The sequence below is a fragment of the Mesoterricola sp. JemC181 genome (genome assembly GCF_055384585.1).
In genome coordinates this window covers 5140320-5165600 of the sequence record NZ_AP045076.1, presented here as the reverse complement: position 1 = coordinate 5165600, position 25281 = coordinate 5140320, and the positions used below count along the sequence as shown (strand labels likewise).

General features: G+C 67.5%; 26 protein-coding genes. 12 read left to right on the top strand and 14 right to left on the bottom strand.

The annotated features are described in order from the left end of the window. The first annotated feature begins 63 nt into the window (after positions 1-63). The gene (locus ACZ5MC_RS22585) at positions 64-1974 is read left to right on the top strand and encodes a helicase-associated domain-containing protein (RefSeq protein WP_306598176.1); all 1911 of its coding nucleotides are present in this window, start codon (positions 64-66) and stop codon (positions 1972-1974) included. A 128-nt stretch (positions 1975-2102) separates the two neighbouring features. Next, entirely contained in the window at positions 2103-3050 is a 948-nt protein-coding gene (locus ACZ5MC_RS22580) for a hypothetical protein (protein WP_464516786.1), read from the top strand. On the opposite strand, the gene ACZ5MC_RS22575 is transcribed toward ACZ5MC_RS22580, so the two are convergent. Genes ACZ5MC_RS22575 through ACZ5MC_RS22565 form a run of 3 tightly spaced genes read right to left on the bottom strand, consistent with a single transcriptional unit; the run spans position 3045 to position 4396 of the window. Next, entirely contained in the window at positions 3045-3332 is a 288-nt protein-coding gene (locus ACZ5MC_RS22575) for a hypothetical protein (protein WP_306598174.1), read from the bottom strand. The genes ACZ5MC_RS22580 and ACZ5MC_RS22575 overlap by 6 nt on opposite strands. 43 nt (positions 3333-3375) lie before the next feature. Next, positions 3376-3882, bottom strand: a complete 507-nt coding sequence (locus ACZ5MC_RS22570) for a hypothetical protein (protein ID WP_306598173.1) — start codon at positions 3880-3882, stop codon at positions 3376-3378. Then, positions 3869-4396 carry an RNA polymerase sigma factor gene (locus ACZ5MC_RS22565; RefSeq protein WP_306598172.1) on the bottom strand — a complete coding sequence of 176 codons (528 nt, stop codon included), beginning with the start codon at positions 4394-4396 and terminating at the stop codon, positions 3869-3871. Before ACZ5MC_RS22565 ends, ACZ5MC_RS22570 begins: the two co-directional genes overlap by 14 nt. A gap of 226 nt (positions 4397-4622) precedes the next feature. Between ACZ5MC_RS22565 and ACZ5MC_RS22560 the strand changes: the two genes are divergently transcribed. Further along, positions 4623-5285: a uracil-DNA glycosylase gene (locus tag ACZ5MC_RS22560; RefSeq protein ID WP_464516785.1), complete on the top strand. Its 663-nt coding sequence runs from the start codon at positions 4623-4625 to the stop codon at positions 5283-5285. Positions 5286-5318: 33 nt separating this feature from the next. Further along, positions 5319-6686 carry a tetratricopeptide repeat protein gene (locus ACZ5MC_RS22555; protein ID WP_306598170.1) on the top strand — a complete coding sequence of 456 codons (1368 nt, stop codon included), beginning with the start codon at positions 5319-5321 and terminating at the stop codon, positions 6684-6686. Here the strand turns inward: ACZ5MC_RS22555 and ACZ5MC_RS22550 are convergent. Further along, on the bottom strand, positions 6683-7051 hold the full coding sequence (locus tag ACZ5MC_RS22550) for a PilZ domain-containing protein (protein WP_306598169.1): 369 nt from the start codon (positions 7049-7051) through the stop codon (positions 6683-6685). The genes ACZ5MC_RS22555 and ACZ5MC_RS22550 overlap by 4 nt on opposite strands. A 173-nt stretch (positions 7052-7224) precedes the next feature. Between ACZ5MC_RS22550 and rplI the strand changes: the two genes are divergently transcribed. From rplI to ACZ5MC_RS22515, 7 genes are all read left to right on the top strand, one after another. Beyond that, positions 7225-7674 carry a 50S ribosomal protein L9 gene (gene rplI, locus ACZ5MC_RS22545; protein WP_306598168.1) on the top strand — a complete coding sequence of 150 codons (450 nt, stop codon included), beginning with the start codon at positions 7225-7227 and terminating at the stop codon, positions 7672-7674. Positions 7675-7749: 75 nt separating this feature from the next. After that, the gene (locus tag ACZ5MC_RS22540) at positions 7750-8049 is read left to right on the top strand and encodes an HU family DNA-binding protein (protein WP_306598167.1); all 300 of its coding nucleotides are present in this window, start codon (positions 7750-7752) and stop codon (positions 8047-8049) included. Between the two features lie 187 nt (positions 8050-8236). Beyond that, on the top strand, positions 8237-8716 hold the full coding sequence (locus tag ACZ5MC_RS22535; RefSeq protein ID WP_306598166.1) for a 4Fe-4S dicluster domain-containing protein: 480 nt from the start codon (positions 8237-8239) through the stop codon (positions 8714-8716). Between the two features lie 10 nt (positions 8717-8726). Further along, positions 8727-10577 (top strand): aldehyde ferredoxin oxidoreductase family protein, encoded by a 1851-nt coding sequence (locus ACZ5MC_RS22530; RefSeq protein ID WP_306598165.1) that lies wholly within the window; start codon positions 8727-8729, stop codon positions 10575-10577. A 1-nt stretch (position 10578) separates the two neighbouring features. Next, positions 10579-11820: an NAD(P)/FAD-dependent oxidoreductase gene (locus ACZ5MC_RS22525; RefSeq protein ID WP_306598164.1), complete on the top strand. Its 1242-nt coding sequence runs from the start codon at positions 10579-10581 to the stop codon at positions 11818-11820. Further along, entirely contained in the window at positions 11817-12071 is a 255-nt protein-coding gene (locus ACZ5MC_RS22520) for a MoaD/ThiS family protein (RefSeq protein ID WP_464516784.1), read from the top strand. The genes ACZ5MC_RS22525 and ACZ5MC_RS22520 overlap by 4 nt, the downstream gene beginning before the upstream one ends. Positions 12072-12293: 222 nt before the next feature. Next, on the top strand, positions 12294-13781 hold the full coding sequence (locus ACZ5MC_RS22515) for a PQQ-dependent sugar dehydrogenase (RefSeq protein WP_464516783.1): 1488 nt from the start codon (positions 12294-12296) through the stop codon (positions 13779-13781). A gap of 21 nt (positions 13782-13802) precedes the next feature. Here the strand turns inward: ACZ5MC_RS22515 and ACZ5MC_RS22510 are convergent, their stop codons facing one another. After that, positions 13803-14747, bottom strand: coding sequence for a PDDEXK nuclease domain-containing protein (locus ACZ5MC_RS22510; protein ID WP_464516782.1), 945 nt, complete (start codon positions 14745-14747; stop codon positions 13803-13805). Between the two features lie 244 nt (positions 14748-14991). Here ACZ5MC_RS22510 and ACZ5MC_RS22505 point away from each other — a divergent pair, with 244 nt between their 5' ends. Continuing rightward, positions 14992-15267: a hypothetical protein gene (locus ACZ5MC_RS22505; protein ID WP_306598160.1), complete on the top strand. Its 276-nt coding sequence runs from the start codon at positions 14992-14994 to the stop codon at positions 15265-15267. On the opposite strand, the gene thiS is transcribed toward ACZ5MC_RS22505, so the two are convergent. The 9 genes from thiS to ACZ5MC_RS22460 form a co-directional block, all read right to left on the bottom strand. Next, on the bottom strand, positions 15264-15461 hold the full coding sequence (gene thiS / locus ACZ5MC_RS22500; RefSeq protein WP_306598159.1) for a sulfur carrier protein ThiS: 198 nt from the start codon (positions 15459-15461) through the stop codon (positions 15264-15266). The two genes, ACZ5MC_RS22505 and thiS, sit on opposite strands and share 4 nt — an antisense overlap. 2 nt (positions 15462-15463) lie before the next feature. Next, entirely contained in the window at positions 15464-17695 is a 2232-nt protein-coding gene (locus ACZ5MC_RS22495; protein WP_464516781.1) for an aldehyde ferredoxin oxidoreductase family protein, read from the bottom strand. 15 nt (positions 17696-17710) lie between these two features. Further along, on the bottom strand, positions 17711-18133 hold the full coding sequence (locus ACZ5MC_RS22490) for a 4Fe-4S binding protein (protein WP_306598157.1): 423 nt from the start codon (positions 18131-18133) through the stop codon (positions 17711-17713). Between the two features lie 148 nt (positions 18134-18281). Then, positions 18282-20429 (bottom strand): hypothetical protein, encoded by a 2148-nt coding sequence (locus ACZ5MC_RS22485; RefSeq protein WP_464516780.1) that lies wholly within the window; start codon positions 20427-20429, stop codon positions 18282-18284. Between the two features lie 35 nt (positions 20430-20464). Further along, the gene (locus ACZ5MC_RS22480; protein ID WP_306598155.1) at positions 20465-21532 is read right to left on the bottom strand and encodes an ABC transporter ATP-binding protein; all 1068 of its coding nucleotides are present in this window, start codon (positions 21530-21532) and stop codon (positions 20465-20467) included. Further along, a complete protein-coding gene (locus tag ACZ5MC_RS22475) occupies positions 21529-22227 on the bottom strand; it encodes an ABC transporter permease (RefSeq protein ID WP_306598154.1) in 699 nt (232 codons plus the stop codon). Before ACZ5MC_RS22475 ends, ACZ5MC_RS22480 begins: the two co-directional genes overlap by 4 nt. Before the next feature lie 3 nt (positions 22228-22230). Further along, a complete protein-coding gene (gene pruA / locus ACZ5MC_RS22470; RefSeq protein WP_306598153.1) occupies positions 22231-23862 on the bottom strand; it encodes an L-glutamate gamma-semialdehyde dehydrogenase in 1632 nt (543 codons plus the stop codon). Between the two features lie 58 nt (positions 23863-23920). Beyond that, positions 23921-24745: an ABC transporter substrate-binding protein gene (locus ACZ5MC_RS22465; protein ID WP_464516779.1), complete on the bottom strand. Its 825-nt coding sequence runs from the start codon at positions 24743-24745 to the stop codon at positions 23921-23923. Between the two features lie 143 nt (positions 24746-24888). Further along, positions 24889-25263, bottom strand: coding sequence for a winged helix-turn-helix domain-containing protein (locus ACZ5MC_RS22460; protein ID WP_306598151.1), 375 nt, complete (start codon positions 25261-25263; stop codon positions 24889-24891). Positions 25264-25281: the final 18 nt, after the last annotated feature.

Below are 25281 nucleotides of genomic sequence, written 5' to 3'. Positions count from 1 at the left end.
AGAAACTGATCGGTCATTACGGATCGGCCCCCCCCCGGCACAGCCCGGTGCATGTGAGGAATCATGGCCCCTTCGCATTACCAGCTTCTATGCAACTGCAGTGACGACCAGCTCCGCGTGATCTGCCAGCGGAGAAGGCTGCCGGTCCCCCAGTACTGGCAGGAGGGGCCGGAGGGGCGCATGCGCCTCCTCAAGACGATGGTCTTCCACCTGGAGGACAACAAGCAGCTCACCAACACCCTCCTGGACCTGGATGGGAGCAAGCTGACGGCCCTCAAGCGCCTCGCTGAGGAGGAACGCCAGCCCGAGGTGGAGTTCCAGAGCGAACTCCTGGCCCTGGGCCTCATCCTTCCCACGGCGGAGGGCTGGGCGGTGCCCGGCCGGGTGGCCGACGCCCTCGCCGACTTCGATGACGCCGCCTTCTGCTTCCAGGGAGGGCCGGATGTCGCCCTCATCCCCGCCCAGCCCTACGGCTTCGCGCTGGCCCTCACGTCCGTCCTGCTGCGCTGCATGGGCGGGATCCGGGTCCTCAAGGGCGGCCTGCCCGCCAAGAAGGAGCTGGGCCAGCTCCTGCAGAAGAACGCCCTGCTCAAGGACGAGCGGGACGCCACCCTGATCTTTGGCCTCCTGCACCGCCTGGGCCTCCTGTGGAACCGGGAGGGCCGGGTGGACACCCTGCTTCCCGCCGTGCTCTCGCATTCCCCCCGGTGGGTCCCCGAGCGGGCCTTCGCCATCCTGCTCGAGCACGACCTCAAGCTCTGGAACATGCCCCCCGCCGAGGACCGCACCTTCCTCATGCAGCACCTGCTGGAGCGCCGCGGGCAGGTGCTGGCCGTGAGGCCCTTCCTGGCCTTCCTCCAGACCCTCCACCCGCTCGACGTGAGCCGCACCGAGACCGTGTTCCTGCCCTTCCTGGGCCGGATGGGCCTGGTGAACCTGGATGCCGAGGGGGCCCATGTCACGCTCTCGCCGCACGGGGAGACCCTCTCCCAGGAATACCTCCTGCGGGACCACCGGGGCACCGAAGGGCACTGGACCCTCTTCATGGCCAACCAGCCCCTGGTCATCCAGCCCACCCTGGAAGTCCTCACCCCCATGGTCCAGAACCCCCACCGCCTCCTGCGGGTGGCCCAGATGGCCGACGTGGAGACCCTCGACGCCATGGTGAGCCTGCGGGTGGGTTCCGACACCCTCATCCGGGCCCTGGACATGGGACTGACCCTGGAGGAGATGAACGGCCTCCTGGGCGCCCCTTCCGCCGCCGTGCCCCAGCCCCTGGCCCAGCTCCTGGAGGATCTGGCCCGGCGCCTGGGCGAAGTGGAGGTGCAGCAGGGCTGCCGCCTGGTCAAGGCCCGCACCGAGGCCCTGGCCGACGAGCTGATGCTCCGCCCCGAGCTGTCCACCCTCAACCTGCATCGCATCTCCGAGACGGTCCTGGAAGCCAACGGCCCCGGCAACGCCTTCGCGCTGCTCAAGCAGGCCGGCTTCCTGCCCAAGCCCGGCCGCTTCCTCCCCGTGAGCATCGACGGGGACGAGGCCCTCTACCTTTGGTCGCTGGCCTGTCTTTCCTTCGTGGACGAGCAGGGCATGAACCACCACCTGGACCCCGTGCGGCAGATCATCCACGCCGCCCTGCAGCGCATCCAGGCCGAGGACCCCAACCTCCACCAGGAGATCCGCCGCCGCGTGCCGATGCTCCACATGGGCATGGGCGCCCAGGCCGCGGAGGAGACCACCCGCATCCTGGAGTACGCCGCCAGCTACAACCTCATGGTGGAACTCACGTACCTGCCCCTGGCGGCCCACCGCCCCCAGTTGCGCAAGGTCACCCCCCAGGGCGTGGACGGCGAGCACCTGCGTGGCTTCTGCCACCTGCACCAGGAGGTCATGAGCTTCCGGCTGAGCCGCATCATGGGCGTCCGGCTGCTGAACGAGCGCGGCTGGACGCCGCCCATGCACCCTCAGGCGGTCTAGCGGGCGGCACTACGGTAGGGACCTGAACGCCTGTCCATGGAATTGCAGTGGCACGCGTATAAATAATTCCTATGCTCAGGAACGAGGTTCCTGTGCGATTCGGAAAATCGACCCGACTGCTGTTTGTCTTGGCCCTGGCCCTCGCCGGGGTTGTCCTCCAGGCTGAAGCCTGCCCGGTGGAGAAGCTGTCAAGTGCCGACCAGGCTTCCATCGCGGCGCTCAAGGCCCAGGAGAAGGCCCACCCCACGCCGTTCGAGGGGCTGCTCAGCCACCTGGAGACGCATGCCCAGCTCCTGCTGAGGGCTTTCGATGCGACCCCCGGCATGACCATGGACATTCCCTGGCTCAAGGGCTGGATCCTGAAATCGGAAGGGCGCGAGCGGGTCAGGAACGCAAGGCTGTGCCAGGCCACCCTTGACCGCCACCACCTGGCCCAGGTCTGCCTTCCCCGCAAGCTGCTCCTGCTGCCCCCGGGTTCCGGGGATGAGGAACCCGGCCTTGCGGTGGTGGAGAAGGTGGCGGGGACGAGGCCCGGGCGCCTCACCCTGCCGGAGGTCCACGCCCTGGCCGTGCTGTCCGTGGAATGCTGCAACTACGACTACCACGAGGAGAATTTCCTCCGGATGACCGACGGCCGGCTGTTCTTCATCGATACCGACAAGATCGGCACCACGCGGACGGAGGGTCTGGTCAATCTCCACCAGATGGCACTCACCGCGGAGGCCAAGGACTACCTGAACGCCCTGATCAAGGCCAACTGGGGCCGGTTCCAGGCGGAGATGGAGCATTACCGGATCGAGGAAAACGAGGACTACCTTCAGCTCCGGTTCGACGCGGAAGGCGACCCGAAGCGCACGAAACGCGGCCGGGCAGCCACGGAACCCCCGGCAGCCTCCTCCACGTCCTCCAGTTCTTCCCACGCCGGCGCCGTGGGCGACGGTTCCTTCACCTGGCCTGATGCCGCCCTGTCCCCCGGGGCGGACAAGAAGCGCAAGGTCGAAACCGCGCCGCCGCCCAGTGTCCAGGTGAAGCCCAAGGAGGAAAGCAAGGAGGAGGCAGCCGTCGCGCCCCTATAGGTTGCCCAGCTCCACCATCCGCTTGTCGATGCGTTCGGCCACCTTCTCCAGCACGTCCTTGAACTCCGCCCGGCCGTCCTTGGACTCCTTGTCGAACTTCCGCTCCAGCTGGAGGATGGACTTCTGCATCTGGTTCAGGAGCCCTTTCAGCTCCTCCACCTCGTCCATCACCTGGTTGATCCGCCCGTCCGGGGGCCGGCTGTTGCTGAAGACGCTCATCCCCGCCAGGGCCGCGGCCAGGGCGGAGCAGATCAAGATGAGTAGTTCCATTCCGCTGGACATGGGCGTCGCTCCGTGCCCAATTCTAGCCGGAATCGGCCGGGGATCAGTGCGCCTTCACCTGCTGGGTGTCCTGGGGGATGACACCGGCGGGCTGCTCGATGGGGATGACCAGCTCCTTGCCCTTGGTGGCCGGCCTGACCTGCTTGCGGCCCGAGGCCAGGAGGGGCTGCTGCGCCTGGATGGCCTTGCCCGGGGCGGGCACGCGCTTGATGGAGGCGGCCATGCGGGTGAGCTCGGCCTCCTTCTGCACCATGGCGGAGGCCAGGTCCTCGGCCTTGTGCTTCTGGGCGATGCCCCAGAGGCTCACGCCACCGAAGGCCAGGGCCAGGGGCAGGGCGGCGGCCAGGAGCATCCAGTGGCTGCGGCGGCGGGCGGTATGGTTGCGGCGCCGGGCCTCCTTGCGGAGCTCCTCGGCCAGGGCGATGAGCTCGGGCGTGGGCTCGGATTCGAAGTAGTTCCGGGGCTTCATGCCGAGAAGGGCACGGAGTTCGGCCCGCAGCGCCGTGTCGCCGGAGGGTTCTTGGCTGCGTTGGGGGTCAAGCCAGGACATGAAGGCCTCCAGAGTTTCCGGTCGAATTGAGTTGGTTCCTGAGGTGGGCTTTGGCGCGGTGGATGCGGGTCTTGACGGTGGCTTCGGGGATGTCGAGGATCTCGGCGATCTGGCGGATGGAGAGGTCCTCCACCACGAAGAGCCAGAGGGTCTCGCGGAAGGTGGGGGAGAGGGTCTTCATCCGCTCCCGGACCTCCTGGCTGAGCAGGTCGTCGTCCGCTTCCGGTCCCTTGCCCTGCTCCACGACGGCTTCAAGGCTGATGGACTGGTTCTTCAGGGGACGGCGCTCCGTGAGGGAGAGGGTGCGCACGGTACCGTAGAGGTAGGCGGTGGGATGTTCGACGGGGGTTTCCCGCTGCATGAGAATGACGAAAGCTTCCTGGGCAATATCTTCCGGGTAAGTGGCGCCATAACGCCGTGCGTAGCTTACCAAACGGGGATAGAGACAGGAAAAAATTTCGTGAAAGTCAGTGGTTTCCCCGAAGGGAAGATCCGGTGGGTTGAACGGCTCCATGCATGGCTCCGAATTCTAAATGATGAAGGGGAGGGAAATGTTCCCGGAATGTGATCCCCTTCGTGGAATTGGGTAGTCTAGGACCATGAGCGGGCACTTCCACCACTGGCGCGACACCCTCCAGGACCTGGGGGTGATCGGCCTGGTCCCTCCACCATACCAACCCGAAGCCCTTTCTGATACCCCTGTTGTGCCGCAAAAAAGCATTGTGAAACAACAGCTTGTATTGGAAAAAACAACGGCCGCGCCCGCCCCTCCCCCGCCCTCCGGACCCAAGGCCCTTCCCCCCCAGGAGTTGGTGGAGGCGGCCGGGAGCCTGGCGGAGCTGGAGGCCTGCATCCAGGGGTGTCTGGCCTGCCCCCTGGGGGCTGGACGCATGAAGTTCGTCTTCGGGGAAGGGGACCCCGGAGCGAGGATCCTGTTCGTGGGCGAGGGCCCGGAGCGGGACGAGGACCTGCAGGGGCGCCCCTTCGTGGGCAAGGCCGGGGAGCTGCTGGACAAGATGCTGGGGGCCATGGGGTTCGAACGGAACCAGGTCTACATCTGCAACGTCGTGAAGTGCCGGCCCCCCGACAACCGCACCCCCACCCCCGCCGAGGCCCAGCGCTGCCTGCCCTACCTGAGGCGCCAGATCGAGCTCATCCGCCCCGCCGTCATCGTCACCCTGGGCGCCACGCCCCTGCGCGAGCTCCTGGGCGTGGCCGCCGGCATCACCCGGATCCGCGGGCAGTGGCAGACCCTGGACATGCTGGGGGGGATCCCCGTGATGCCCACCTTCCATCCCGCCTACGTGCTGAGGCAGTACACCCAGGATGTGCGCAGGGCCGTGTGGGCGGACCTCCAGGCCGCCAGGAACTGGCTATCGGAAAATCACGGCACGGCGAAATGATGCCAAACTAGGCGTTCAATACGGGGAACCACCATGCGTCTGATCAACGTGCTCTTCATCGTGCTCATCGCCTTCGTGCTCATGTCGGTGGGCTACGTCTACATGGGGAACACGGCCGTCCTGGGGCAGAACATCAAGCTCTGGACCGACGTGAGCGTGCGGGTGTCTTCCCTCCTGGTGGGCGCCTTCCTCCTGGGCTTCGTGCTGAACCTGCTCTACACCGGCATCATGGAGTTCACCCGCTTCGTCAAGGGCATCAACGCCTCGGCCGCGACCCGGGCGGGAAAGCGCCTCTCCAGCCTGCTGGCCGAGGCCCGGGACCTCCTGTCCCACGGCCTGCCCGGGCATGCCCGGCAGGTGCTGGAGAGCGTGCTGCGGGAGCGGGGCGACCACGAGGCCGCGAGCCTGCTCATGGGCGAGGCCCTCGTGAAGCTGGGCGACTACGACGCCGCCGTCAAGCACCTGGAGGGCTGCGTGGCGGCCCATCCCGCGGCCATCGAATTCCAGTACATGCTGGCCGACGCCCTCATCGCCGCCCGCAACCCGGAGGCGGCCACCGTCCTCCTGAAGCGCGTGGCGGGGGACAACCCCAAGCAGGCGCTGCGGGCCCTGCGCAAGCTCCGCACCCTCCACATGGACGCCGGGCGCTGGGAGGAGGCCCTGGATGTCCACAAGCGGCTCATGTCCCGGTTCGGCAAGGAAGTGAACAGCCCCGAGCGGGCCCAGGGCGCTGCGCTGCAGTACCAGGTGGGCCTGACCAAGGTGGAGGCCGACCTCTACAAGGAGGCCGCCCAGATCTTCCAGCAGATCCTCAAGGAGGACACGAGCTTCGTCCCCGCCTACCTCTCCCTGGGGCGCTGCATGATCCTCCAGGACCAGGAGGTGCAGGGCCTGGAGATCTGGCAGGAGGGCTTCCGCACCACCGGCGAGGGCGCCCTGCTTCAGGAGGTGGAGGACTACTTCATCCAGAGCGGCAAGCCCGAGGAGGGTCTCGCCGTGCTCCGCCGCATCGCCGCCACCAGCGAGTACGCCACCACCGCCAAGTTCTTCCTGGGCAAGATGCTCTACCGCCTGGAGATCCTGGACGAGGCCCTGGTGCTCTTCCAGGAGGTGCGCGCCCAGGTGGTCTACTCGCCCATCCTCTTCTTCTTCATGGCCAAGATCCATTCCCGGCGCGGCCGCATGGAGCAGGCCCTGAACGAGTACCGCCAGCTCCTGCGCAACCTGGGCATCCTCCGCCAGCGCTTCGAGTGCAGCGTCTGCGGCCAGAAGACCCCCGACTACGTGGACCGCTGCGAGGCCTGCGGCAGCTGGAACAGCAGCCACTTCATGTTCAAGGAGAACGAGCTGCCCGAGCTGCACCTGCGCCCGGAGACGGGTCCCTGGGTGGGAATGATCTAGCTTTTCGACTCGACGAAATGGAGGAGGGACTCCTCCATGGACGGCGTCATGGCGAGGAAGTGGATGCCCAGGCCGATGAGCTCGAGGGCGCCCCTGCCGCCGCCGGAGCCGCCCAGCACGTAGGCGACCTTGGCCATGAACGGTTCACCCGTCAGGTCCGGGTTCTCGAAGCCGAAGTGCTCCAGGAGGGTCCCCTGCCGGAAGAGGTGGTTCTCGGCCCGGGGCAGGGTGGCGAAGCAGCCGCCCGCGCTCAGGTTGGTGATCCGGATGTTCTTGTAGGCGAACTGCTTCACCCGGAACTGGATGGTGACGTCCGGTCCAACGACGATGCGCAGCTTCGATCTTCTGTCGGATGCAGAATCCATGGGGTTCCGTTGGGAAGGGTGTCGGGTTAAAGTAATATGACAGAAAAAGTGGCCTCAACCCACCGAGGGAACGGGCTCCAGACCTTTGGAGAACCCTGGCCGGGAAATGTTTCCCAGCCTAACCTATGAGGGGACAACGCCTTAGCGCTGGCCATGCACTGGAGATATACCCAATGGAGATTCTGCTGATCGAGAATGTGCCCAATCTGGGCGTGCGCGGCGACGTCGTCAACGTCAAGGACGGCTATGCCCGGAACTTCCTGCTTCCCCGCAAGAAGGCCCTGCCCGTCACCGCCGGCAACAAGCGCCAGATCGAGCTCGAGAAGGAACGCAACATCAAGCTGCGCGCCAAGGAGCTGGCCGATGCCCAGTCCCTGGCCGAGAAGCTTTCCGCCCTGGCCCTCACCGTGGCCAAGAAGGTCGGCGACAACGGCCACCTCTTCGGTTCCGTCACCAATGGCGACGTGGCCGAACTGCTCAAGGCCAAGGGCTTCGAGATCGAGAAGCAGAGCATCACCGTGCCCCACGTCAAGTCCGTGGGTGCCTATGAAGCGGACGTCCGCATCTACGCCGGCGTCCACGCGAAGATCGCCCTCGAAGTCACGGCCCTTTCGGCCGAGTAGTCCTTCCCGTTCCACGGAGCCAGACCGAGCCTTCCTGGCTTCAGATCCTCAATACCGCCTCCAGAGAGGAACAGCATGACCAAGACCACTTCCAAGCCCGAAACCATCGGCATTCCCGAACTCTCCGCCTCCCTCGCCGAGGCCCACGACCTCACCAAGGCCCGTGCCAAGGCCATGCTCGACGGCCTCCGTGACGAAATCGTGCAGTCCCTCCTCGGCGGCAAGCGCGTGAACGTCTTCGGTCTGGGCACCTTCGAAGTCCGCGCCACCCGCGAGAAGATGGGCCGCAATCCCAAGACCGGCGAGAAGATCCAGATCCCCGCAGGCCGCAAGGTCGTCTTCAAGGCCGCCAAGGGCCTCAAGGACCAGATGTAAGTCGAACTGGACCAGGAAAACGGCCACCTCCGGGTGGCCGTTTTTTTGTTCGCTGTTTCCTTGCAGACATATCGATTTTTCGCATGCATTAATATTTATATAGTTGCCATTGATACGGTGTCTCTGCGTGTGGCATGACGCGGATGCGGTGCATACTTCCCGCCAAATCCCGTCAGGAGGCACCTCCATGCAGAAATCCTTGAAGATGGATCCCAACAAGTGCACCGGTTGTCTCCAGTGCGAGATGGCCTGCGCCTTCGAACACCACCGCACCTTCACCATCTCCCGTTCGAGGATCAAGGTGTTCAGCTTCGAGGCGGAGGGGCGCAAGGTGCCCTACACCTGCACGCAGTGCGACGAGGCCTGGTGCCTTCACGCCTGCCCGGTGGAGGCCATCGTCCTGGATCCGAAGACGGGCGCCAAGAAGGTGCTGGAGGACCTGTGCGTGGGCTGCAAGGTCTGCACCATCGCCTGCCCCTTCGGAACCGTGAACTACGTCGCCGCCACCGGCAAGGTGCAGAAGTGCGACCTGTGCGACGGCGGCGAACCCGCCTGCGCGGGGGCCTGCCCCACCGGGGCCATCACGTACGTGGACGCCGACTGGACGGGGCTGGACCGGATGCGGCAGTGGGCCGGCAAGACCGACAACAACCCGGCAGCGGTGTGAGGAGGCGACCATGACCTGGACCAAGAAGATCCTTCGCGTGAACCTCACGGCCGGCACCTGCCAGGCCGAGCCCCTGAACCTCGAGTGGGCCCGGCAGTACCTGGGCCAGCGCGGCCTGGCCACCAAGTATCTGGTGGAGGAGACGGACCCCAAGGTCCTCCCCCTGGCCGAGGGCAACAAGCTCATCTTCGCCACGGGACCCCTGACGGGAACCTCCGCCAGCACCGGGGGGCGCTACTCGGTGGTCACCAAGGGGCCCCTCACGGGCGCCATCGCCTGCTCGAACTCCGGCGGCTACTTCGGCGCCGAGATGAAGTTCGCGGGCTACGACATGATCATCTTCGAGGGCAAATCCGAAAAGCCCGTGTACCTCCTCCTGGAGAACGACGACGCCCGTCTCCTGGATGCCGCCCACCTGTGGGGCCGCACGTGCTGGGACACTGAGGAGCTGATCAAGCACACCCACCAGGACCCGCAGCTGCGCGTGGCCAGTATCGGCCGGGCCGGCGAGAACGGCGTCCTCTTCGCGGGCATCGTCAATGACCTGCACCGCGCCGCGGGCCGCTCCGGGGTGGGGGCCGTCATGGGCTCCAAGAACCTCAAGGCCGTCGCGATCCGGGGCACCCGCACCGACGCCTACGCGCCCGCCGATCCCGAGGGCTTCTTCAAGGCCGTGGCCGCCGCCAAGGCCGTGCTCGCGGGCAACGGCGTCACGGGCCAGGGACTGCCGACATACGGCACCCAGGTGCTCATGAACGTCATCAATGAAGTGGGCGCACTGCCCACCCGCAACCACCGGGACATCCAGTTCGAAGGCGCCCACGCCATCTCAGGCGAGGCGATGCACGCTCCCCGCGACACCGATGGCAAGCCCAACCTCATCAACCGCAACGCGTGCTTCGCGTGCACCATCGGCTGCGGCCGCATCTCGAAGATGGACACGAGCCACTTCTCGGTGAAGGACAAGCCCACCTATCACGGCGCCTCCGGGGGCGTGGAGTACGAGGCCGCCTGGGCCCTGGGCGCCGCCTGCGGCGTGTCGGACCTGGAGGCCCTCACCTACGCCAACTTCCTGTGCAACGAGGACGGCTTCGACCCCATCACGCTGGGCACCACCATCGGCGCGGCCATGGAGCTGTACGAGCTGGGCCTCCTGAAGAAGGAGGAGGTGGGCCTCGAACTGACCTGGGGCAGCGCCGAGGCCCTGGTGAAACTCTCCGAGATGACGGCGCAGGGCGTGGGCTTCGGCAAGATCATCGGCCTGGGTTCCCGGGTGCTGTGCTCCACCTACGGCCGCCCCGACCTGTCCATGTCGGTCAAGGGGCAGGAATTCCCCGCCTACGACGGCCGCGGCCTGCAGGGCATGGCCCTGGAGTACGCCACCAGCAACCGCGGCGCCTGCCACGTGCGCGGCTACATGGTCTCCCCCGAAGTGCTGGGCATCCCCGTGAAGATGGATCCCGGCGCCACCGAGGGCAAGGCCCCCATGCTCAAGGCCTTCCAGGATCTGACGGCCGTGGTGGACTCCGCGGGCATCTGCCTGTTCACCACCTTCGCGTGGGGCGGTCCGGACATCCAGTCCATGATCCAGCCCGCGCTGGGCGGGGACTACTCCCTGGAGAACCTCATGCTCCTGGGCGAGCGGGTGTGGAACCTCGAACGCACCTTCAACCTGGCAGCGGGTCTGACCGGCAAGGACGACACCCTGCCGCCGCGCCTGCTCACCGAGCCCGCCAAGACCGGTCCCATGAAGGGCAGGGTCGCCGAGCTCGGGAAGATGCTGCCCGAGTACTACCAGGTGCGGGGCTGGACCCCCGAGGGGGTGCCCACTCCCGAGACCGTCGCGCGCCTGGGGCTGTAGCATGCGCCACGTCATCATCGGCGCCGGCCCCGCCGGCGTCACCGCCGCCGAGACCCTCCGCAGGGCCGATCCCGCGGGTTCGGTCACCCTCATCGAGGGCGAGGGGGAGATCCCCTATGCCCGCATGGCGATCCCCTACCTGCTGGCCGGGAAGATCCGGGAGACGGGGCTGCGCATCCGCCCCGGGGAGGACCACTACCGGAACCTGGGCATCGACGTTGTGGGGGGCCGGGTCCGAAGCGTGGACCCGGGCGCCTCGCAGGTGCTCCTGGAGGGCGGCCGCGCCCTCGCCTACGACCGCCTCCTGGTGGCCACCGGCTCGAGGCCAACCCTGCAGAGGATCCCCGGCATCGACCTCCCCGGGGTCCACACCTGCTGGACCCTGGAGGACGCCCGGGACCTCCTGCGCAAGGCCGGGCCCGGCACCCGCGTGGTGCAGATGGGCGCGGGGTTCGTGGGGTGCATCATCATGCAGGGCCTCGTGTCCCTGCGGGTGGACCTCACGATCCTCGTGCGCAGCGGGCGCATGGTGTCGCGCATGATGAACCCTCCCTCCAGCGCCCTGATCCGGCGCTGGTGCGAGTCGAAGGGCGTGAAGATCCGCGTGGAGACCCTGCCCGGGGCGATCACGGCGGAGAACGGCCACCTCGGCGTCCACCTGCCCGGCGGGGAGGTCCTCCCGGCCGATCTGTATCTCTGCCTCGTGGGCGTCAAGCCCGCCGTCGAGTTCCTGGCGGGCACCGGGGTCCAGGTGGACTCGGGGATCCTCGTGGACGCGGGCATGGCCACCTCGGTGCCCGGGATCTACGCAGCCGGCGACGCCGCGGAGTTCGTGGACGTCGTCACCGGGGAGCGCTCCGTGAACGCCATCCAGCCCAACGCCGTGGAGCAGGGGCGCATCGCGGCCCTGAACATGGCCGGCCGGCGGGCCGCGAGCCGGGGCACCTTCCCGTTCAACGTCCTGGACACCCTGGGTCTCAAGTCCTCCTCCTTCGGGGCGTGGCAGGGGCTGCCCGGCGGCGATTCCGTGGAGGTGTCCGACCCGGACCGCTACCGCTACCTGAAGCTGGAATTCCTGGGGGACCGCCTGGTGGGCGCCAACGCGGTGGGCCACACGGATCACATCGGCGTGGTCCGGGGCCTCATCGAGGGGAGGGTGCGCCTCGGCCCCTGGAAGGAACGCCTGCGAAAGAATCCAACCCAGCTCATGGAGGCCTACCTGGCCTGCGCGCAGAAGGCATGAACATCACCCTCAAGCTCTTCGCCACCCTCTCCGTCCACCTTCCGCCGGAGGCCCGCAGGTCCCACCAGGCCGCGGTGGAGGTGCAGGCGGGGGCGACGGTGCTGGGCGTGATCGAGGCCTTCCGGGTGCCCCCGGCGCTGTGCACCCTGGTGCTGGTGAACGGCACCTACGTGGCGCCGGAGGCGCTGGCCGGCAAGATCCTGGCGGAGGGGGACGTGCTGGCCATCTGGCCGCCCGTGGGTGGAGGCTGACCCGCAGCCAGGGAGCCCGGTCGGGACACCCGCCTCCTCCGGCTTCCGGGTGGGGCATCGGTTCCGCAGCCCCGCGCGGCCAGAGCGCCTGGGGCTGGCAAACGACTGCTGTTCGGGCGAGTGCTTGTCTGTTGGATAAGCCTTGTCAATTCAAATCAAAAATTTGGCATTATTCATTTTTTTCCAGCACGTGTAAGGTCGGGTGATGCCCTGGAGGCTTCCATGCGCCGTCTGGTGTTCGCCATCCTGCTGGTTCCTCCCGTTCTTTCCCTCGGTTGTGGGTCCTCGAGTCCCGCCGCCCCGTCCAATCCCACGCCTGCCCCCCCACCCGCGACGCCCCCTCCCACGCCTCCCCCGACGCCCTCTTCCGACACCACGCCCCCGGTCTGCGCCCTGACCTTCCCCGGCTCCTTCGCCACCGGACTCAGCGGGGCGGTGACGCTGGCGGCCACGGCCACGGACGATGTGGGCGTGGCGGGAGTGGATTTCCAGCTGGACGGGGCGGATCTGGGCACCGCGACCCAGGCGCCCTACACGTTCACCCTGCCGGACACCGGCGTCTATGCTGCCGGCCAGCACGTGGTCGGGGCCCGCAGCCGGGATGCGGCTGGAAATGCCAGCCCCTGGTCCAAGGCCGTGGTGGCATTCGGGGGCAGAGCCGCCCTGCCGGCGGGCTTCACCATGACCTCGCTTCCCGGCACGCTGTCCAGCGCCACGGCCCTGGGCGCGGCGCCCGACGGGCGGATCTTCGTGTGTGAACAGGCCGGGGCGCTCCGGATCTACAAGAATGGAAGCCTCCTTGCCGCGCCCTTCGCCACCCTCCCTGCCACGGCCTCGGGGGAGCGCGGACTTCTGGGGGTGACGTTCGACCCGGCCTTTGACGCCAACGGATACCTCTACGTCTACTACACCGCCACCTCCCCCGTGATCCACAACCGCGTCAGCAGGCTTGCCGCGGACCCGGGCAACCCGGACCGCATGCTCGCCGGAAGCGAGACGATCCTGGTGGAGCTTCCGGCCCTGGTGGCGGACAACCACAATGGCGGCGCGCTCCATTTCGGGCCGGACGGCAAGCTCTATGTGGGGGTGGGCGAGAACAGGGTGGGCGCCAACGCGCCCTCCCTCTCCAGCCCGCTGGGCAAGATCCTCCGCTACAACGCGGACGGATCCATCCCACCGGACAACCCCTTCTACGGCACCGCCACGGAAGGCAACCGGGCCATCTGGGCCCTGGGCCTGCGCAATCCCTTCACCTTCGCCTTCCAGCCCGGGACCTCCCGCATGCACATCAACGATGTGGGCCAGTCCACCTGGGAGGAGGTGGATCTGGGCGCCGCGGGCGCCAACTACGGGTGGCCTTCCACCGAGGGTCCCACGACCACGCCGGGTTTCACGACCCCCCTGTTCGCCTATGGCCATTCAGGCATCCCTCCGGGCCAGCCGGCCAGCACGGGCACCTTCCTGGTGGGGCAGGCCATCCTGGGCGCCGCCTTCGACCCTCCATCCTCCACCTGGCCCGCGGCCTACAAGGGGAGCTACTACTTTGGCGATCTCGTCGGAGGATGGGTGGCCCGCCTCCATCTGGCCAGCGGTAACGTGAGCCTTTTCGCCAGCGGCTTCGAGCAGGAGATGAGGGACCTGGCCTTTGGGCAGGACGGGGCACTGTACGTCCTGGTCCAGTCAGGGCTGATGCGAATCTCCAGGGAGTAGGGCGGAGCGTCGCCTGGAGCCTCAGGGAGGCGGGGGCCTGGGCCGAGTTTCCAGGGCGAGCCTCGTCGGTTCGAGTTCCTTCACGAGCCGCCCCTCATCCGGCAACTCGGCCGGGTACCTTGCCGCCAGAATCGTGCTGGGCAGGTTGTCGAGAGCGTAATGGGCCTCCTCCGCGCCCTTCCCGGTGCATAGGATGAGGCCCACCGGGGGGTTCTCCCCCTCACGCATCCCATGCTCCCGGGCGTAGTCCAAATACATGTGCATCGGGCCCGCATCGGCATGGCTGAACCGGCTGTCCTTGATGTCGATCACCACCAGGGCATTCAGCTTGCGATGGAAGAAGAGCAGGTCCACCCGGAACCAGGTGTCATCGAGGCGAAGCCTCCGCTGGCGCCCCACGAACGCGAAATCATCCCCCATTTCCAGAAGGAATTCGGCGAGATGCTGGATGAGGGCCTCCTCGAGTTCGGATTCGGAGTATTCGTCCTTCAGATTCAGGCATTCGAGAACAAAGGGGTCCTTGATGGCCTCGTGGGGCGAGGGGTTACCGGTTCCTGGAGGCCCACTGTCCAACGGGATGGCCTTGCTGTCTGCACGGGAGGTGCGTTCGTAGAATCGGCTCTCTATTTGGCGATCCAGTTGGCGAACGGACCACCCTCCCCGGAGAGCCTTCGATTCATAAAACATTCGTGCTGATAAATCGTTGACAGACAAGAGCCGGACAAAGGCCGACCAGGGGAGTGGGAACCGCTTGGTCAGGTCGGCTGCGAGACGTTTAATAAGGGTTTCGCCAAAGGCGGCTCGCTCCCTTCCGCCCTGTTCAAAATGGACGATCCGCCTGCCAATCTCCCAGTAGGTGGTGGTCATCAATGCGTTGACGCTCCGAGCGGCTGTGGATCGTGCGGATTCGACCAGGGCGGTGATTCCGGCCTGAACGTCGTTGTACCCAAGCGGGTCGATATTCATGATGATTTCCTATAATTTTTGATCTGAATTGGGAGAAACGCCCCATTCCGGTAGCCGTTACCGGCGGGGTAAATGGACGGAGAATAGTTAAGCGAAAAAATTAAGAAACAAAAAAGAATTCAAAACGAAATTTAATCCCGCGCCCATCCCTTCGCAAGGCCCCCGGGAGAAAAACCCTACTCGATCCGGGCGGACGGGCTCGCCAACGGGGCGGAGCGCCTTTCCTTCCGGGAGATAATCCCCCATGGTCCTCCTGGAAATGACCCTGTCGCCGGCCGAGTTCCGACGCTGCCTGCCGGCTGCGGTGGGCGGGGCCTTCGTCCAGGATGGGGACGTCTACCGGGGCGGCGAGGGGGCGCGGACGTGGGTAGTCCGGGTCACGGCCCTGCCGCCCCTGGCGCTCGGGGTCCTGGCCCTGGAGCGGGTGCGGGTGGAGCTGGATTTCGTCGGGTACGCCCCGGCGGAGGAGGCGGCCTTCATGGACCGGTTCCGGGCCCACACGCAGAGAGGCGGAGGCTAGCCGCCGCTCATGAGGTGGATCACCTGCACCACCGCCCCGTCGGGGACGGGGGTGGTGGGGTAGTCCTTGGGTTGGATCAGGGCGTCGTCCAGCTTGATGACCAGGAGCGGGAACTTGAAGTTCTTCAGCGTCAGCACGTCCTTGACGGTCATGCCGGGGGTCCACGCCGCCGTGTCGCCGTTGACGGTGATCACGGTCAGCCGCCGTGGTTCTTGACGATCTCGACCACTTCGGGGAAGACGTCCAGGCCCAGTTCCTGGATGCGGGCCAGGGTGGGCACCCCGTTGGGGGTCCAGCCGCGGCGGAGGTAGACGGCGTCCACCAGGCTGTTGTAGCGCTTCATGCGGTAGTCGCGGGTGATGGCGATCTTCTCGTCGACGGACCTGCCCGCGGGATCCACGCCGATCTCCTCCACCATCTGCTTGTCGTAGCGCTCGGCGCGGGACTCGTACTCCTCGCGGGTGACGGGGCCCACGGAGCGGTACGGCGGGATGTCGAAGGAGCGCAGGCCCTTGCCCATGCGGATGTTGAAGATGCGCTGGAAGTTGTAGACCTTGGCGCTCTGGCGGATCAGCTCGTCCTTGTCGATCCTGATGCCCGTGGTGGCGGTGAAGACGTCCACGTAGTTCTGCACGTGCTCGGGGACCTTGGCGGGTTCGCTGGTGGAGGCGTTGTCGGAGGGGACCACGTCGTTCCAGGGGAGCTTGCAGAAGCCGTTGAGGCCGAACCAGGTGCGGAACAGGGGGAAGTAGTAGAGCGCCTCGGCCTTGTCCTCGAACGTGGGCAGCTGCTTGTTCACCATGTCCATGAAGATCAGCCAGGCCTCGTCGTGCTGGGGGCCCTTGTTGGTGAGGGCGTAGCCGCCCTGCTGGGCCAGGGACTCCTTGGACATGTACTGGCTGTACTCCAGGCCCTTGCACTCCATGCCGATGTCGGCCATGAGCTTGGGGTCGCCCCAGCCCTTGGCCGCGAAGATCTCCTTCATCTTGTGGATGCCCTGGCCGGCGATGAGGCCGAAGCCTTCGCCGCGGGCCATCTGGTGCATCATCTCCAGGTCGGCTTCGGCGTTGCCCCAGGTGAGGTCCAGGCCGCCGGTGCGTTCCAGGTTGAGGATGCCGCGCTGGTAGCACTCCATGACGAAGGCGGTCAGCGTGCCCCAGGTGATGGTGCAGACGCCGTAGGTGTCGCAGTAGAAGTTCAGTTCGAGGAGGTAGTCGGGGTCGAAGACGCCGCCGTTGGAGCCCAGGCCCGCGGCGTTCTCGTACTCGGGGCCGTCCACGGTGACCATGTGGCCCTTGTAGGGGCCGGTCTTGAGCACGACGCCGTCGGCGCCCTTGGCGCAGGCCATGGAGCACCCGTACCAGCATCCGTCCACGGTCTCCTGGGTGCAGCGCGCCTGCCACACGGGGGAGGCGATCTTGTGGGTGTCGGGGTGGGAGCCGTACTGGAAGTTGTGGGTGGGCAGGAGGTCGTAGGCGTCCATGATCTCCACGATGTGCGCGGTGCCGTTGCGGCGCATCTTGCACTGGGAGTCGTCGTTGGTGCGCATCTCCTTGTGGAACTTGATGCCGGTCTTCGCGATGGTCTCGGGGTCCACGGGGTTGTTCAGCCCGCCCTTGACCACGGGGCCGCGGCACACGAGCGCCCGGATCCGCTTGTCCCGGAACACCGTGCCGATGCCGCCGCGCCCGGCCTGCTTGAGGCGCACGCAGCCCCGGCGGTGGTCCCACCAGGAGAAGTTCAGCATGCCGATGAGGCTGTGCTCGGCGCCGGCGCCCGTGGAGACGACGGAGATGTTCACGCGGTCCTCGTCGTTCTCGGCGTACATCCGGGTGAGGACCTCGGCCAGCACGTGGCTGTCCACGGGCTCCATGGGCGCGGCCTCGATGCGGATGACGCCCTTCTGGCCGTCGATGAAGAGGATCACGTCCTGGTCGGCCTTGCCCTGGAGCTCCAGGGCGTCGAAGCCCGAGAACTTGAGCAGGGGTCCGAAGTAGCCGCCCACGTTGGAGTCCACGGGGATATCGGTCTGGGGGGAGAGGGTCACGACCAGGGACTTGCCGCTGCCCGCGTACTGGGTGGTGCCGGAGACGGGGCCGGGGCTGATGATGATCTCGTTCTCGGGGTCGTTCCACCGGGTGGCGGGGGTGACCGCGTTCCACAGGTGCCAGAGGCCGAAGCCGCGCCCGCCCAGGAAGATGTCCTTCATCTGCTGCGTGACGGGCTTCTCCATGATCTCCCGGCTGCCCACGTTCACGTAGAGGGTGCGGTTGGTGTAGCCCCTGTCGGGGAGGCTGGGGGTGAAGGTCGCCTCGGCCAGGAGCTTGTGGGCGGCCCTGATGGCCTCCAGGCCTTCGTGGTACTCGGTGCGCTTGGTGAAGTCCACTTCGCAGCGGACGATGGGGGTGCTGAATTCCATGTGGCTCATCGGGCGTTCCTCGGTTCAGATGATGCGGCGGGCGGGTTCGGGAACTTCGACGATCTCCAGGGCGGCGTGGGGGCAGGCCTTCACGCAGATCCCGCAGGAGGTGCACTTGTAGGGCTCGATCCAGTCGGGGTTCCGCTCGAAGGCCTCCTTCTCGCAGAAGCCGATGCACATGTAGCAGCCCACGCAGAGCTTCTTGTTGATCATGACCACGCCCAGCTTGTTGCGCTTGAGGGCCTCGGCGGGGCACACCACCACGCAGTCCCCGCACTGGTCGCAGAGGACCGTCGTGCCGGTGCCGTCGCCGTTGTCCCGGATGTGCAGGGCCGCCAGCTTGGGGTCGTCCACCTTGAACACCTTGGTGGCGCAGTCGGACTCGCACTCGTGGTTGCAGTCCCGTCCGTAGTTGCACTTGGTCAGGTCGATGCGCAGCTGTCTCATGCCCAGGCCACTCCCATGGGGCAAACATCCCTCGACGGCATGTTGCCGTCGTGCGCCCCAGTTCAACGTACCTTGGCATTTGCGGCGGAACAAGGAAGCGGCCGGATTTGTGATCTGGCTCACGGCCTTATCTGACAACGGAAGTCGACTATTCGCCGAGGTTCAGGAGGTCGCCCAGGCCCGTGCGGATCTCCTCGAGGTCGAACCGGACCGAGGCCAAACGCTTCGCGTCGCCGGCCGCCCGGATCGCCTTGCCCCAGCCGGCCAGGAGTTCAGGCACCTGCATTCCCTGCGTCTCGAAATCGCTGCGGGACGGGCCGCCCGCCATGGAAAGGCCGGCCCAGCGCACCACGAACGCCCTGAGGCCCCGGGACCAGAGGTTCTGCATCCAGGCGTCGATCTCCCGGTGCCGGCCCTCGGAGGCGAGGGTCCGTTCCATCGCGAAGGAGACGGTGCCGGGGACCGGGCCCGCCAGGCCGTGGCCCCCCATCCGCGGCCAGGGGTCCAGGGAGGCGAGGAGCTCATGGGGCCGGGGGATCCGGCTGTCCAAGGCCGACCATTGGGCATAGGCCCTCCAGGCGAGTGGATTGGACGGCCATGCCCCGAGCCTTTCGGCAAGGGTGGAGCAGATCTTCCTGGCGGCGGGTCCCCAGGTGGCCGGGTCGGGCTTGAAGGGGAGGGCCCGGAGGGGAGCGCAGGTCGCCACGCAGTCACTCAGGAAAAGGACCTCCAGGGCCGGGTCGGGGAGGCGGGTCCGCAGGGCCTCCATGCGTTCCCTTCTCGCATCCAGGCGCTCAGGGTTGGCCTTGATGAACGCGTTGAGGGCGTCCAGGCGGGGGGTGGCCTGGGCCCGCAGGGCGGCATCCAGGGTCTCCGCGGCCGGGAGGCCGGGTCCGGTGGCCAGGAGCCGGCTGCCCTGGAGCAGCACCCACCGGGTACCCGCGGCCCAGGCGTGGGACGCGTTCAGGGCCTCGGCTTCCCCGGCGGAAAGGGGGGTCCAGGTCAGGTCGCCTGGATCCCAGACCTTGAAAAGGGGGTCGATCTGGACGCGTGCCCAGGCGATGGGGGCATGGGGTCCGAGCAGGGCGAGGCGCAGCGGGGGGAGATCCGGCAGGGGCGGGTCGGGCAGGGGAGGCAGGTTCAGGAGGTCGAGAAGCGGGGATCTCTGTTCCGGGGTCAGGGGCGGGAGGGGCGGAAACTCGGGGCTGTTCCGGGCGGTAGCCATCAGGGCCCTGGCGGAAAGGGCGCGCCAGGCGGACCCGCTCCGGGCGCGGAGACCGGCCGCATCCGCCAGCGCCTCGTCCAGGTGTCCCTGGCGGAGCAGGGCTTCCAGGTGAAGCCCTCCCCACTCCACCAGCATCTGGTTCACATGGCGCCTGCCCAGCCTGCGCACGAGGGCGGGATCGAGGCTGGCTTCCAGGCTCGCGGCCGCTTCCCTGGCCAGGATGGCGGGCGCGTCCCGGTGGATCAGGCGGAGGAAGAAGGGCGCGAAGGGCGGTGGCCACGGGCGCCCCGGCACGCCCGGAAGATCCAGGGCGGCCGCCAGGGCCCCCGGCGCAGGATCGGAAGCCGGGGTCAGGTTGATGCCCATGTTCCAAAGCCTCAGGTTTTCGGGGTCCCTCAACAGGAGGGGGCGGATCCTCGAGGCGAACCTGCGTACCGCCGGTCCGAGCTCCGGATCCTGGTCCAGGCCCGCCTGGCCCAGCGTATAGATGGCGGACTGGGCAAACGGCTCCTCGTCCTCCCCCAGGGCCGCCTCGAACCCCTTCAGGGCGGAGGCCAGCTCCGTGCGAAGGATCGCCAGGAGTCCGGGGCCCAGCTTGCCGGCCTTCCGGGCGTTGTAGGCGTGGACGGAAAGCCCCTGCACCCGCTCCTGCCAGGCCTGGGCGTCGTCGGGACGGTCGCGCAGATGGTCCTTGAGGGCGTCCCACTGGGAACGCCAGCCGTTGCCTTCCATGAGGGCGCGGATGTTCGCGGGGGAAGGCAGGCCCCGCCCTTCGGCGATCTGAAGGCCGGACGGGTCATACAGGGCCCAGCCCGGTCCCTTCTGGATCCCGGCCATGACCGCCCTGAGCTCCTCCGAAGGGACAAGCAGGGCGAGGCCCTTCTCATACTCGGAGCCCAGGCTGTCCTCGCCGAACCAGGCGAACTCAGGCGCCGGCAGGGCGGCCACCAGGACATGGCTCTCCGGGGAACGCAGCGCGGCGACCGCCTTGGCCACGGGGGCCCAGGCATCCTGGGCATGGAGGGAGGCCACGGCAACGAGGAAGGTCATGCAGCGGAAGCTGGAGCGCATGCCTGACACGATGCCACAGGGAGGCGCGGCGCGCACTATCTGCGCAGGAGATGCACCGCCGTGGCCTTGAAGCTCGCCACCACCCGGCTCCCCTCGGCCAGGCCCAGCTCCTCCAGGGACACCGGCGTGACGTAGGCGGCCAGGAAGAAGCCGCAGTCAAGCTCCACCTTGAAGAAGGGCCCCTTGGGGACGATGCGGGTGACGGTGCCGTGGAAATTGTTGCGGGCGCTGGAGTGGGCCTCGGCGTGGGGGGAGAGGGTGACGTTCTCGGGGCGGATGCCGATGCGCACCTCGTCGCCGGGGGCGGCCTCCCCCGCGGCCACCACGGGGCCTCCGGCCGTCCCCACCCGGAACTCGCCGTGGCCGGCGCCTTCGACCCGGCCGGCCAGGACCGTCTCCATGCCCACGAAGTCCGCCACGAAGGCGTCCGCGGGGCGGTTGATGACGTCGGGGGCGGGGCCGCACTGGACGATGCGTCCCTGGCGCAGGACGGCGATGCGGTCCGCGAGGCGCAGGGCCTCCATCTGGTCGTGGGTGGCGATGACGGTGGTGGTGCGGGTCTCCCGCAGGACCCCGGCCAGGTCGTCCAGGAGGGCCTCCCGGGTGGGGGGGTCCAGGGCGGAGAAGGGTTCGTCCAGGAAGAGGATCTCCGGGCGCAGCACGAAGGCCCGGGCGAGGGCGGTGCGCTGGGCCTCGCCGCCGGAGAGGTTGCGGGCGGACCGGTCCAGGAGGTGGTCCACGCCGAAGCGCCGCGCCAGCTCCTCGACCCTCGGCCCGCGCCCGGGCGCGGGCACCCCGTGGAGCTTCAGGCCGGATTCCAGGTTGGACCGAACCGTGGCGTCGAAGAGGAGGGGGGCCTGGAAGACCATGGTCACCCGGCGCCGGTAGGCGTCGGGGCGCAGGGCCTCGCCCCGGAAGAAGAGGGCGCCCCGGGCCGGCTCCAGGAGGCAGGCCAGGGTCTTGAGGAGGGTGCTCTTGCCCGAGCCGTTGGGGCCGATGAGGGCCAGCACCCCGCCGGCCTCCAGGTCCAGGGAAGGGACCTCCAGGACCGTGACGTCCCCGCGCCGGACGACGAGGTCCTCCACCCGCAGCAGCGCGGTCACCGGGGCCGCTCCCGCTGCTGGATGTGGGTGAGGGCGGCGTTCACCACGAAGGTGAGGGCCAGGAGGATGAGGCTGAGGGCGATGGCCACGTCGAAGTTGCCCTTGCCGGTCTCCATGACGGTGGCCGTGGTGAGCACCCGGGTGCTGCCCTTGATGTTGCCGCCCACCATGAGGGAGGCCCCCACCTCGGAGATGACCCCGCCGAAGCCGGCCATGACCGCCGCCAGCAGGGGCAGGCGCGCCTCCCGCACCAGGAGCCAGAGCATCTGGATCCGGGTGGCCCCCAGGGAGAGGATCTGCAGGCGCAGGTCCGGGGGCAGCTGCTGGAGGGCGGCCACGCTGATGCCCGTGATGATGGGGGTGGCGATGACGGTCTGGGCCAGGATGATGGCCGAGGGGGTGTACAGGAGCTCCCAGCCGCCCAGGGGCCCGTTGCGCCACAGGAACATGGTGACGAAGAGCCCCACCACCACCGGCGGCAGGCCCATTCCGGTGTTCACCAGGCTGATGACGATGCGCCGCCCGGGGAAGTCGGTGAGGGCGAGCACCAGCCCGGCCCCCAGGCCCAGCACCAGGCTCGCCAGGGTGGCCAGGAGGGTGACCTTCAGGGTGAAGAGGGTGATCCCCAGGACCTCGGGGTCCAGGGTGCGCAGAAGGTCAAAGGCCTTCCGGATGCCCTCCCACAGCAGTTCCAAATTTCATTCCTCGTCCATGAAAGGATAGGCGAAGTCCCGGTGGGGGGCGAAGCACTCCTTGATGGTGCGGGGCGAGGTCCAGCGGATGAGGTTCAGGAAGCTGCCGGCCTTGTCGTTGGTGCCCGAGGCCCGGGCGCCGCCGAAGGGCTGGTGGCCCACCATGGCGCCGGTGCACTTGTCGTTGATGTAGAAGTTGCCGGCGGTGTTGGCCAGGGCCTCGGTGAGCCGATTGATGACGTAGCGGTTGCGGGCGAAGATGGCCCCGGTGAGGGCGTAGGGGCTGGTCTCGTCCAGGAGCCGGACCGTCTCGTCCAGCTTCGCGTCCTCGTAGACGAAGAGGGTGAGCACCGGCGAGAAGATCTCCTCCTGCATGGTGACGAACTTCGGGTCGGTGGTGACGATGATGGTGGGCTCCACGAACCAGCCCGTGGCCTTGTCGCCGCGGCCGCCATGGATGATCTCGGCGGCCGGGGATTCCCGGGCCAGGCCGATGTAGCGCATGGTGTTGTCGAAGCTGGCCTCGTCGATGACGGCGCCCATGAAGTTCCTGAAGTCCCGGGGATCGCCCACCTTGATGCGGGCCATCATGCCGAGGATGAGCTCCTTGAGCTGGGGCCAGTGGGAGGCGGGGACGTAGGCCCGGGAGCAGGCGGAGCATTTCTGCCCCTGGTACTCGAAGGAGGCCCGCACGATGGCCGTGGCCACCTCCACCATCTCGGCGGAGTGGTGCACGAAGATGTAGTCCTTGCCGCCGGTCTCCCCGACGAGGCGGGGGTAGATCTTGTACTTGCCCACGTTGTCGGCGACGGTCTTGGACATGGAATTGAACACGCCCGTGGACCCGGTGAAATGCAGGCCCGCGAAGGCCGGGTGGTCCAGGACGATCTTCCCGATGACCGAGCCCCTGCTGGGCACGAAGTTGATGACGCCCCGGGGCAGGCCGGCCTCCTTGTAGAGCTGCATCAGGTAGTAGTTGGAGAGGATCGAGGTGCTGGCCGGCTTCCACACCACGGTGTTGCCCATGAGGGCGGGGGCGGTGGCGAGGTTGGCGCCGATGGCGGTGAAGTTGAAGGGCGACACCGCGAAGACGAAGCCCTCCAGGGCCCGGTAGTGCACCCGGTTCCACGTGTGGGTGTTGCTCTCGGGCTGCTGGCGGTAGATCTGCTCCATGAACTTGGCGTTGTACCGGAAGAAGTCCGCGGTCTCGCAGGTGGAGTCGATCTCCGCCTGGTGCGCGGTCTTGGACTGGTTGAGCATGGTGGCGGCGTTGAGGATGTACCGGTACTTGGTGGAGATGAGGCTGGCCATGCGGTTGAAGATCGCCGCCCGCTCCTCCCAGGGCGTGCTTTCCCATTCGGCCTTGGCGTCCAGCGCCGCCTGGATGGCGAGCCGGATCTCGGCCTCGCCGGCCTCGTGGTACCGGGCCAGCACGTGGCCGTGCTCGTGGGGGCACACGGCGTCCTGGAGGCGGCCGGTGCGCACCTCCTCGCCGCCGATGATGAGGGGGATGTCGAGGACCTGGTCGTACTGCCGGTCCAGCTCGGCCTTGAGCAGGGCCCGTTCGGGGGTGCCCGGGGCATAGGAGAAGGCCGGTTCGTTGAAGGCTTCGGGGAGATTGAAGATGGCGTTGGTCATGGGTCCTTTCCCGGGTCTCAGGGGATTCACCCAGTCTAGGGGTCCCGCAATAACAGCCCTAGTTGTCCTTTTTGCCCGCGTCGGGGAAGAAAAGGGGAGAACCGAACCTGTCGACGCCGAACGTGCGGATCACAGCCTGCGCGGGGGCCGAGACCATGAACGCCGCGAAGGCCCTGCCACCGGCCGCGTTGACCTTGGGGAACTTCGCGGGGTCGATCTCGATGACGTGGTAGATGTTGGCCAGGGAGACGTCGCCCTCGGAGACGATGGCCAGGCCCAGGTTCTTTTTCATGGCCAGGTAGGTGCCGCGGTCCGACAGGGTGTAGGCCCGCTTCTCGGAGGCCACGTTGAGGGTCTGGCCCATGCCCTGGCCGGTCTCCAGGTACCAGGGCTTGCCGGCCGGATCGATGCCCGCGCCCTTCCAGAGCTTCTTCTCCTGGGCGTGGGTGCCGGACTGATCGGCCCGGGAGACGAACGTGGCTGAACCGGCGGCCAACTTCCGGAAGGCGTCGGCGGCGGTGGGGGCGGCCTTCAGGCCGGCCGGGTCGGCCGCGGGGCCGAGCACCACGAAGTCATTGTGCATCACCAGCTTGCGGTTGAGGCCGGGGCCGTCGGCCATGAAGGTCTTCTCGGCGTCGGGGGAGTGCACCAGGAGGACGTCGGCCTCGCCCTTGCGGCCCATGGCGATGGCCTGGCCCGAACCGACCGCGATGGTCTTGACCTGGAACCCGGTCTGCTTCTGGAACATGGGAACCAGGACATCCAGCAGCCCGGAGTCCTGGGTGCTGGTGGTGGTGGCGAGGATCACGCTGTGCTGGGCGAAGGCCGCTGGGCCCAGGCACAGGATGGCTCCGGCCAGGAGACTCAGGATCCGGTTTTTCATGGGTGCCCTCCGATTACGGCCGTCCCGGGCGGATGGTCGGACCACACCCCTCGTTTGGGGCGCTAAGGCGCGGAATTCGGACATCCCGGCCCCGGGAACGGACGCTGCACCGATGGTTACATATGGATATAGCGGATGGCAAGTCAGTCGGGCTGGACCCCGGCCCCATTGCCCAGGAGCCGCTGATACTCCCGGATGGAATGGCGCACCGCGTCCCAGGCCAGGGACTGCAGGGCCCGGTAGCGCTTCACGGCCTCCTGGCCCAGGTCCGTCACCACCGCCCCGCCGCCCTTGGGGCCGCCCAGACGGGTGGTCACGACGGGTTCCCGGAAGCAGGCGTTCATCTCGTCCACCAGGAGCCAGGCGCGGCGGTAGCTCATGCCGAGCTTCCGCCCGGCGGCTGAAATGGAGCCGGTCTCCTGGATGGCCTCCAGGAGGTCGGCCTTGCCCGGGCCCATGGCGTAGTGCTCCCCCATGGGGATGCCGATGCTGACGATCTTCTTGGCCGAGGTGTTCATCGCCCCCCAGGGTAACCC

Excerpts from the sequence above, each read along its gene's own strand:
- rplI (WP_306598168.1), top strand. The coding sequence starts at position 7,225 with ATGGAGATTCTGCTGATCGAGAATGTGCCCAATCTGGGCGTGCGCGGC.
- ACZ5MC_RS22575 (WP_306598174.1), bottom strand. The coding sequence starts at position 3,332 with ATGTCCAGCGGAATGGAACTACTCATCTTGATCTGCTCCGCCCTGGCC.
- ACZ5MC_RS22535 (WP_306598166.1), top strand. The coding sequence starts at position 8,237 with ATGCAGAAATCCTTGAAGATGGATCCCAACAAGTGCACCGGTTGTCTC.
- ACZ5MC_RS22515 (WP_464516783.1), top strand. The coding sequence starts at position 12,294 with ATGCGCCGTCTGGTGTTCGCCATCCTGCTGGTTCCTCCCGTTCTTTCC.
- ACZ5MC_RS22495 (WP_464516781.1), bottom strand. The coding sequence starts at position 17,695 with ATGAGCCACATGGAATTCAGCACCCCCATCGTCCGCTGCGAAGTGGAC.
- pruA (WP_306598153.1), bottom strand. The coding sequence starts at position 23,862 with ATGACCAACGCCATCTTCAATCTCCCCGAAGCCTTCAACGAACCGGCC.
- ACZ5MC_RS22570 (WP_306598173.1), bottom strand. The coding sequence starts at position 3,882 with ATGTCCTGGCTTGACCCCCAACGCAGCCAAGAACCCTCCGGCGACACG.
- ACZ5MC_RS22525 (WP_306598164.1), top strand. The coding sequence starts at position 10,579 with ATGCGCCACGTCATCATCGGCGCCGGCCCCGCCGGCGTCACCGCCGCC.
- ACZ5MC_RS22460 (WP_306598151.1), bottom strand. The coding sequence starts at position 25,263 with ATGAACACCTCGGCCAAGAAGATCGTCAGCATCGGCATCCCCATGGGG.
- ACZ5MC_RS22485 (WP_464516780.1), bottom strand. The coding sequence starts at position 20,429 with ATGCGCTCCAGCTTCCGCTGCATGACCTTCCTCGTTGCCGTGGCCTCC.
- ACZ5MC_RS22505 (WP_306598160.1), top strand. The coding sequence starts at position 14,992 with ATGGTCCTCCTGGAAATGACCCTGTCGCCGGCCGAGTTCCGACGCTGC.
- ACZ5MC_RS22530 (WP_306598165.1), top strand. The coding sequence starts at position 8,727 with ATGACCTGGACCAAGAAGATCCTTCGCGTGAACCTCACGGCCGGCACC.
- ACZ5MC_RS22540 (WP_306598167.1), top strand. The coding sequence starts at position 7,750 with ATGACCAAGACCACTTCCAAGCCCGAAACCATCGGCATTCCCGAACTC.
- ACZ5MC_RS22510 (WP_464516782.1), bottom strand. The coding sequence starts at position 14,747 with ATGAATATCGACCCGCTTGGGTACAACGACGTTCAGGCCGGAATCACC.
- ACZ5MC_RS22490 (WP_306598157.1), bottom strand. The coding sequence starts at position 18,133 with ATGAGACAGCTGCGCATCGACCTGACCAAGTGCAACTACGGACGGGAC.
- ACZ5MC_RS22585 (WP_306598176.1), top strand. The coding sequence starts at position 64 with ATGGCCCCTTCGCATTACCAGCTTCTATGCAACTGCAGTGACGACCAG.
- ACZ5MC_RS22520 (WP_464516784.1), top strand. The coding sequence starts at position 11,817 with ATGAACATCACCCTCAAGCTCTTCGCCACCCTCTCCGTCCACCTTCCG.
- ACZ5MC_RS22550 (WP_306598169.1), bottom strand. The coding sequence starts at position 7,051 with ATGGATTCTGCATCCGACAGAAGATCGAAGCTGCGCATCGTCGTTGGA.
- ACZ5MC_RS22465 (WP_464516779.1), bottom strand. The coding sequence starts at position 24,745 with ATGAAAAACCGGATCCTGAGTCTCCTGGCCGGAGCCATCCTGTGCCTG.
- ACZ5MC_RS22555 (WP_306598170.1), top strand. The coding sequence starts at position 5,319 with ATGCGTCTGATCAACGTGCTCTTCATCGTGCTCATCGCCTTCGTGCTC.
- ACZ5MC_RS22565 (WP_306598172.1), bottom strand. The coding sequence starts at position 4,396 with ATGGAGCCGTTCAACCCACCGGATCTTCCCTTCGGGGAAACCACTGAC.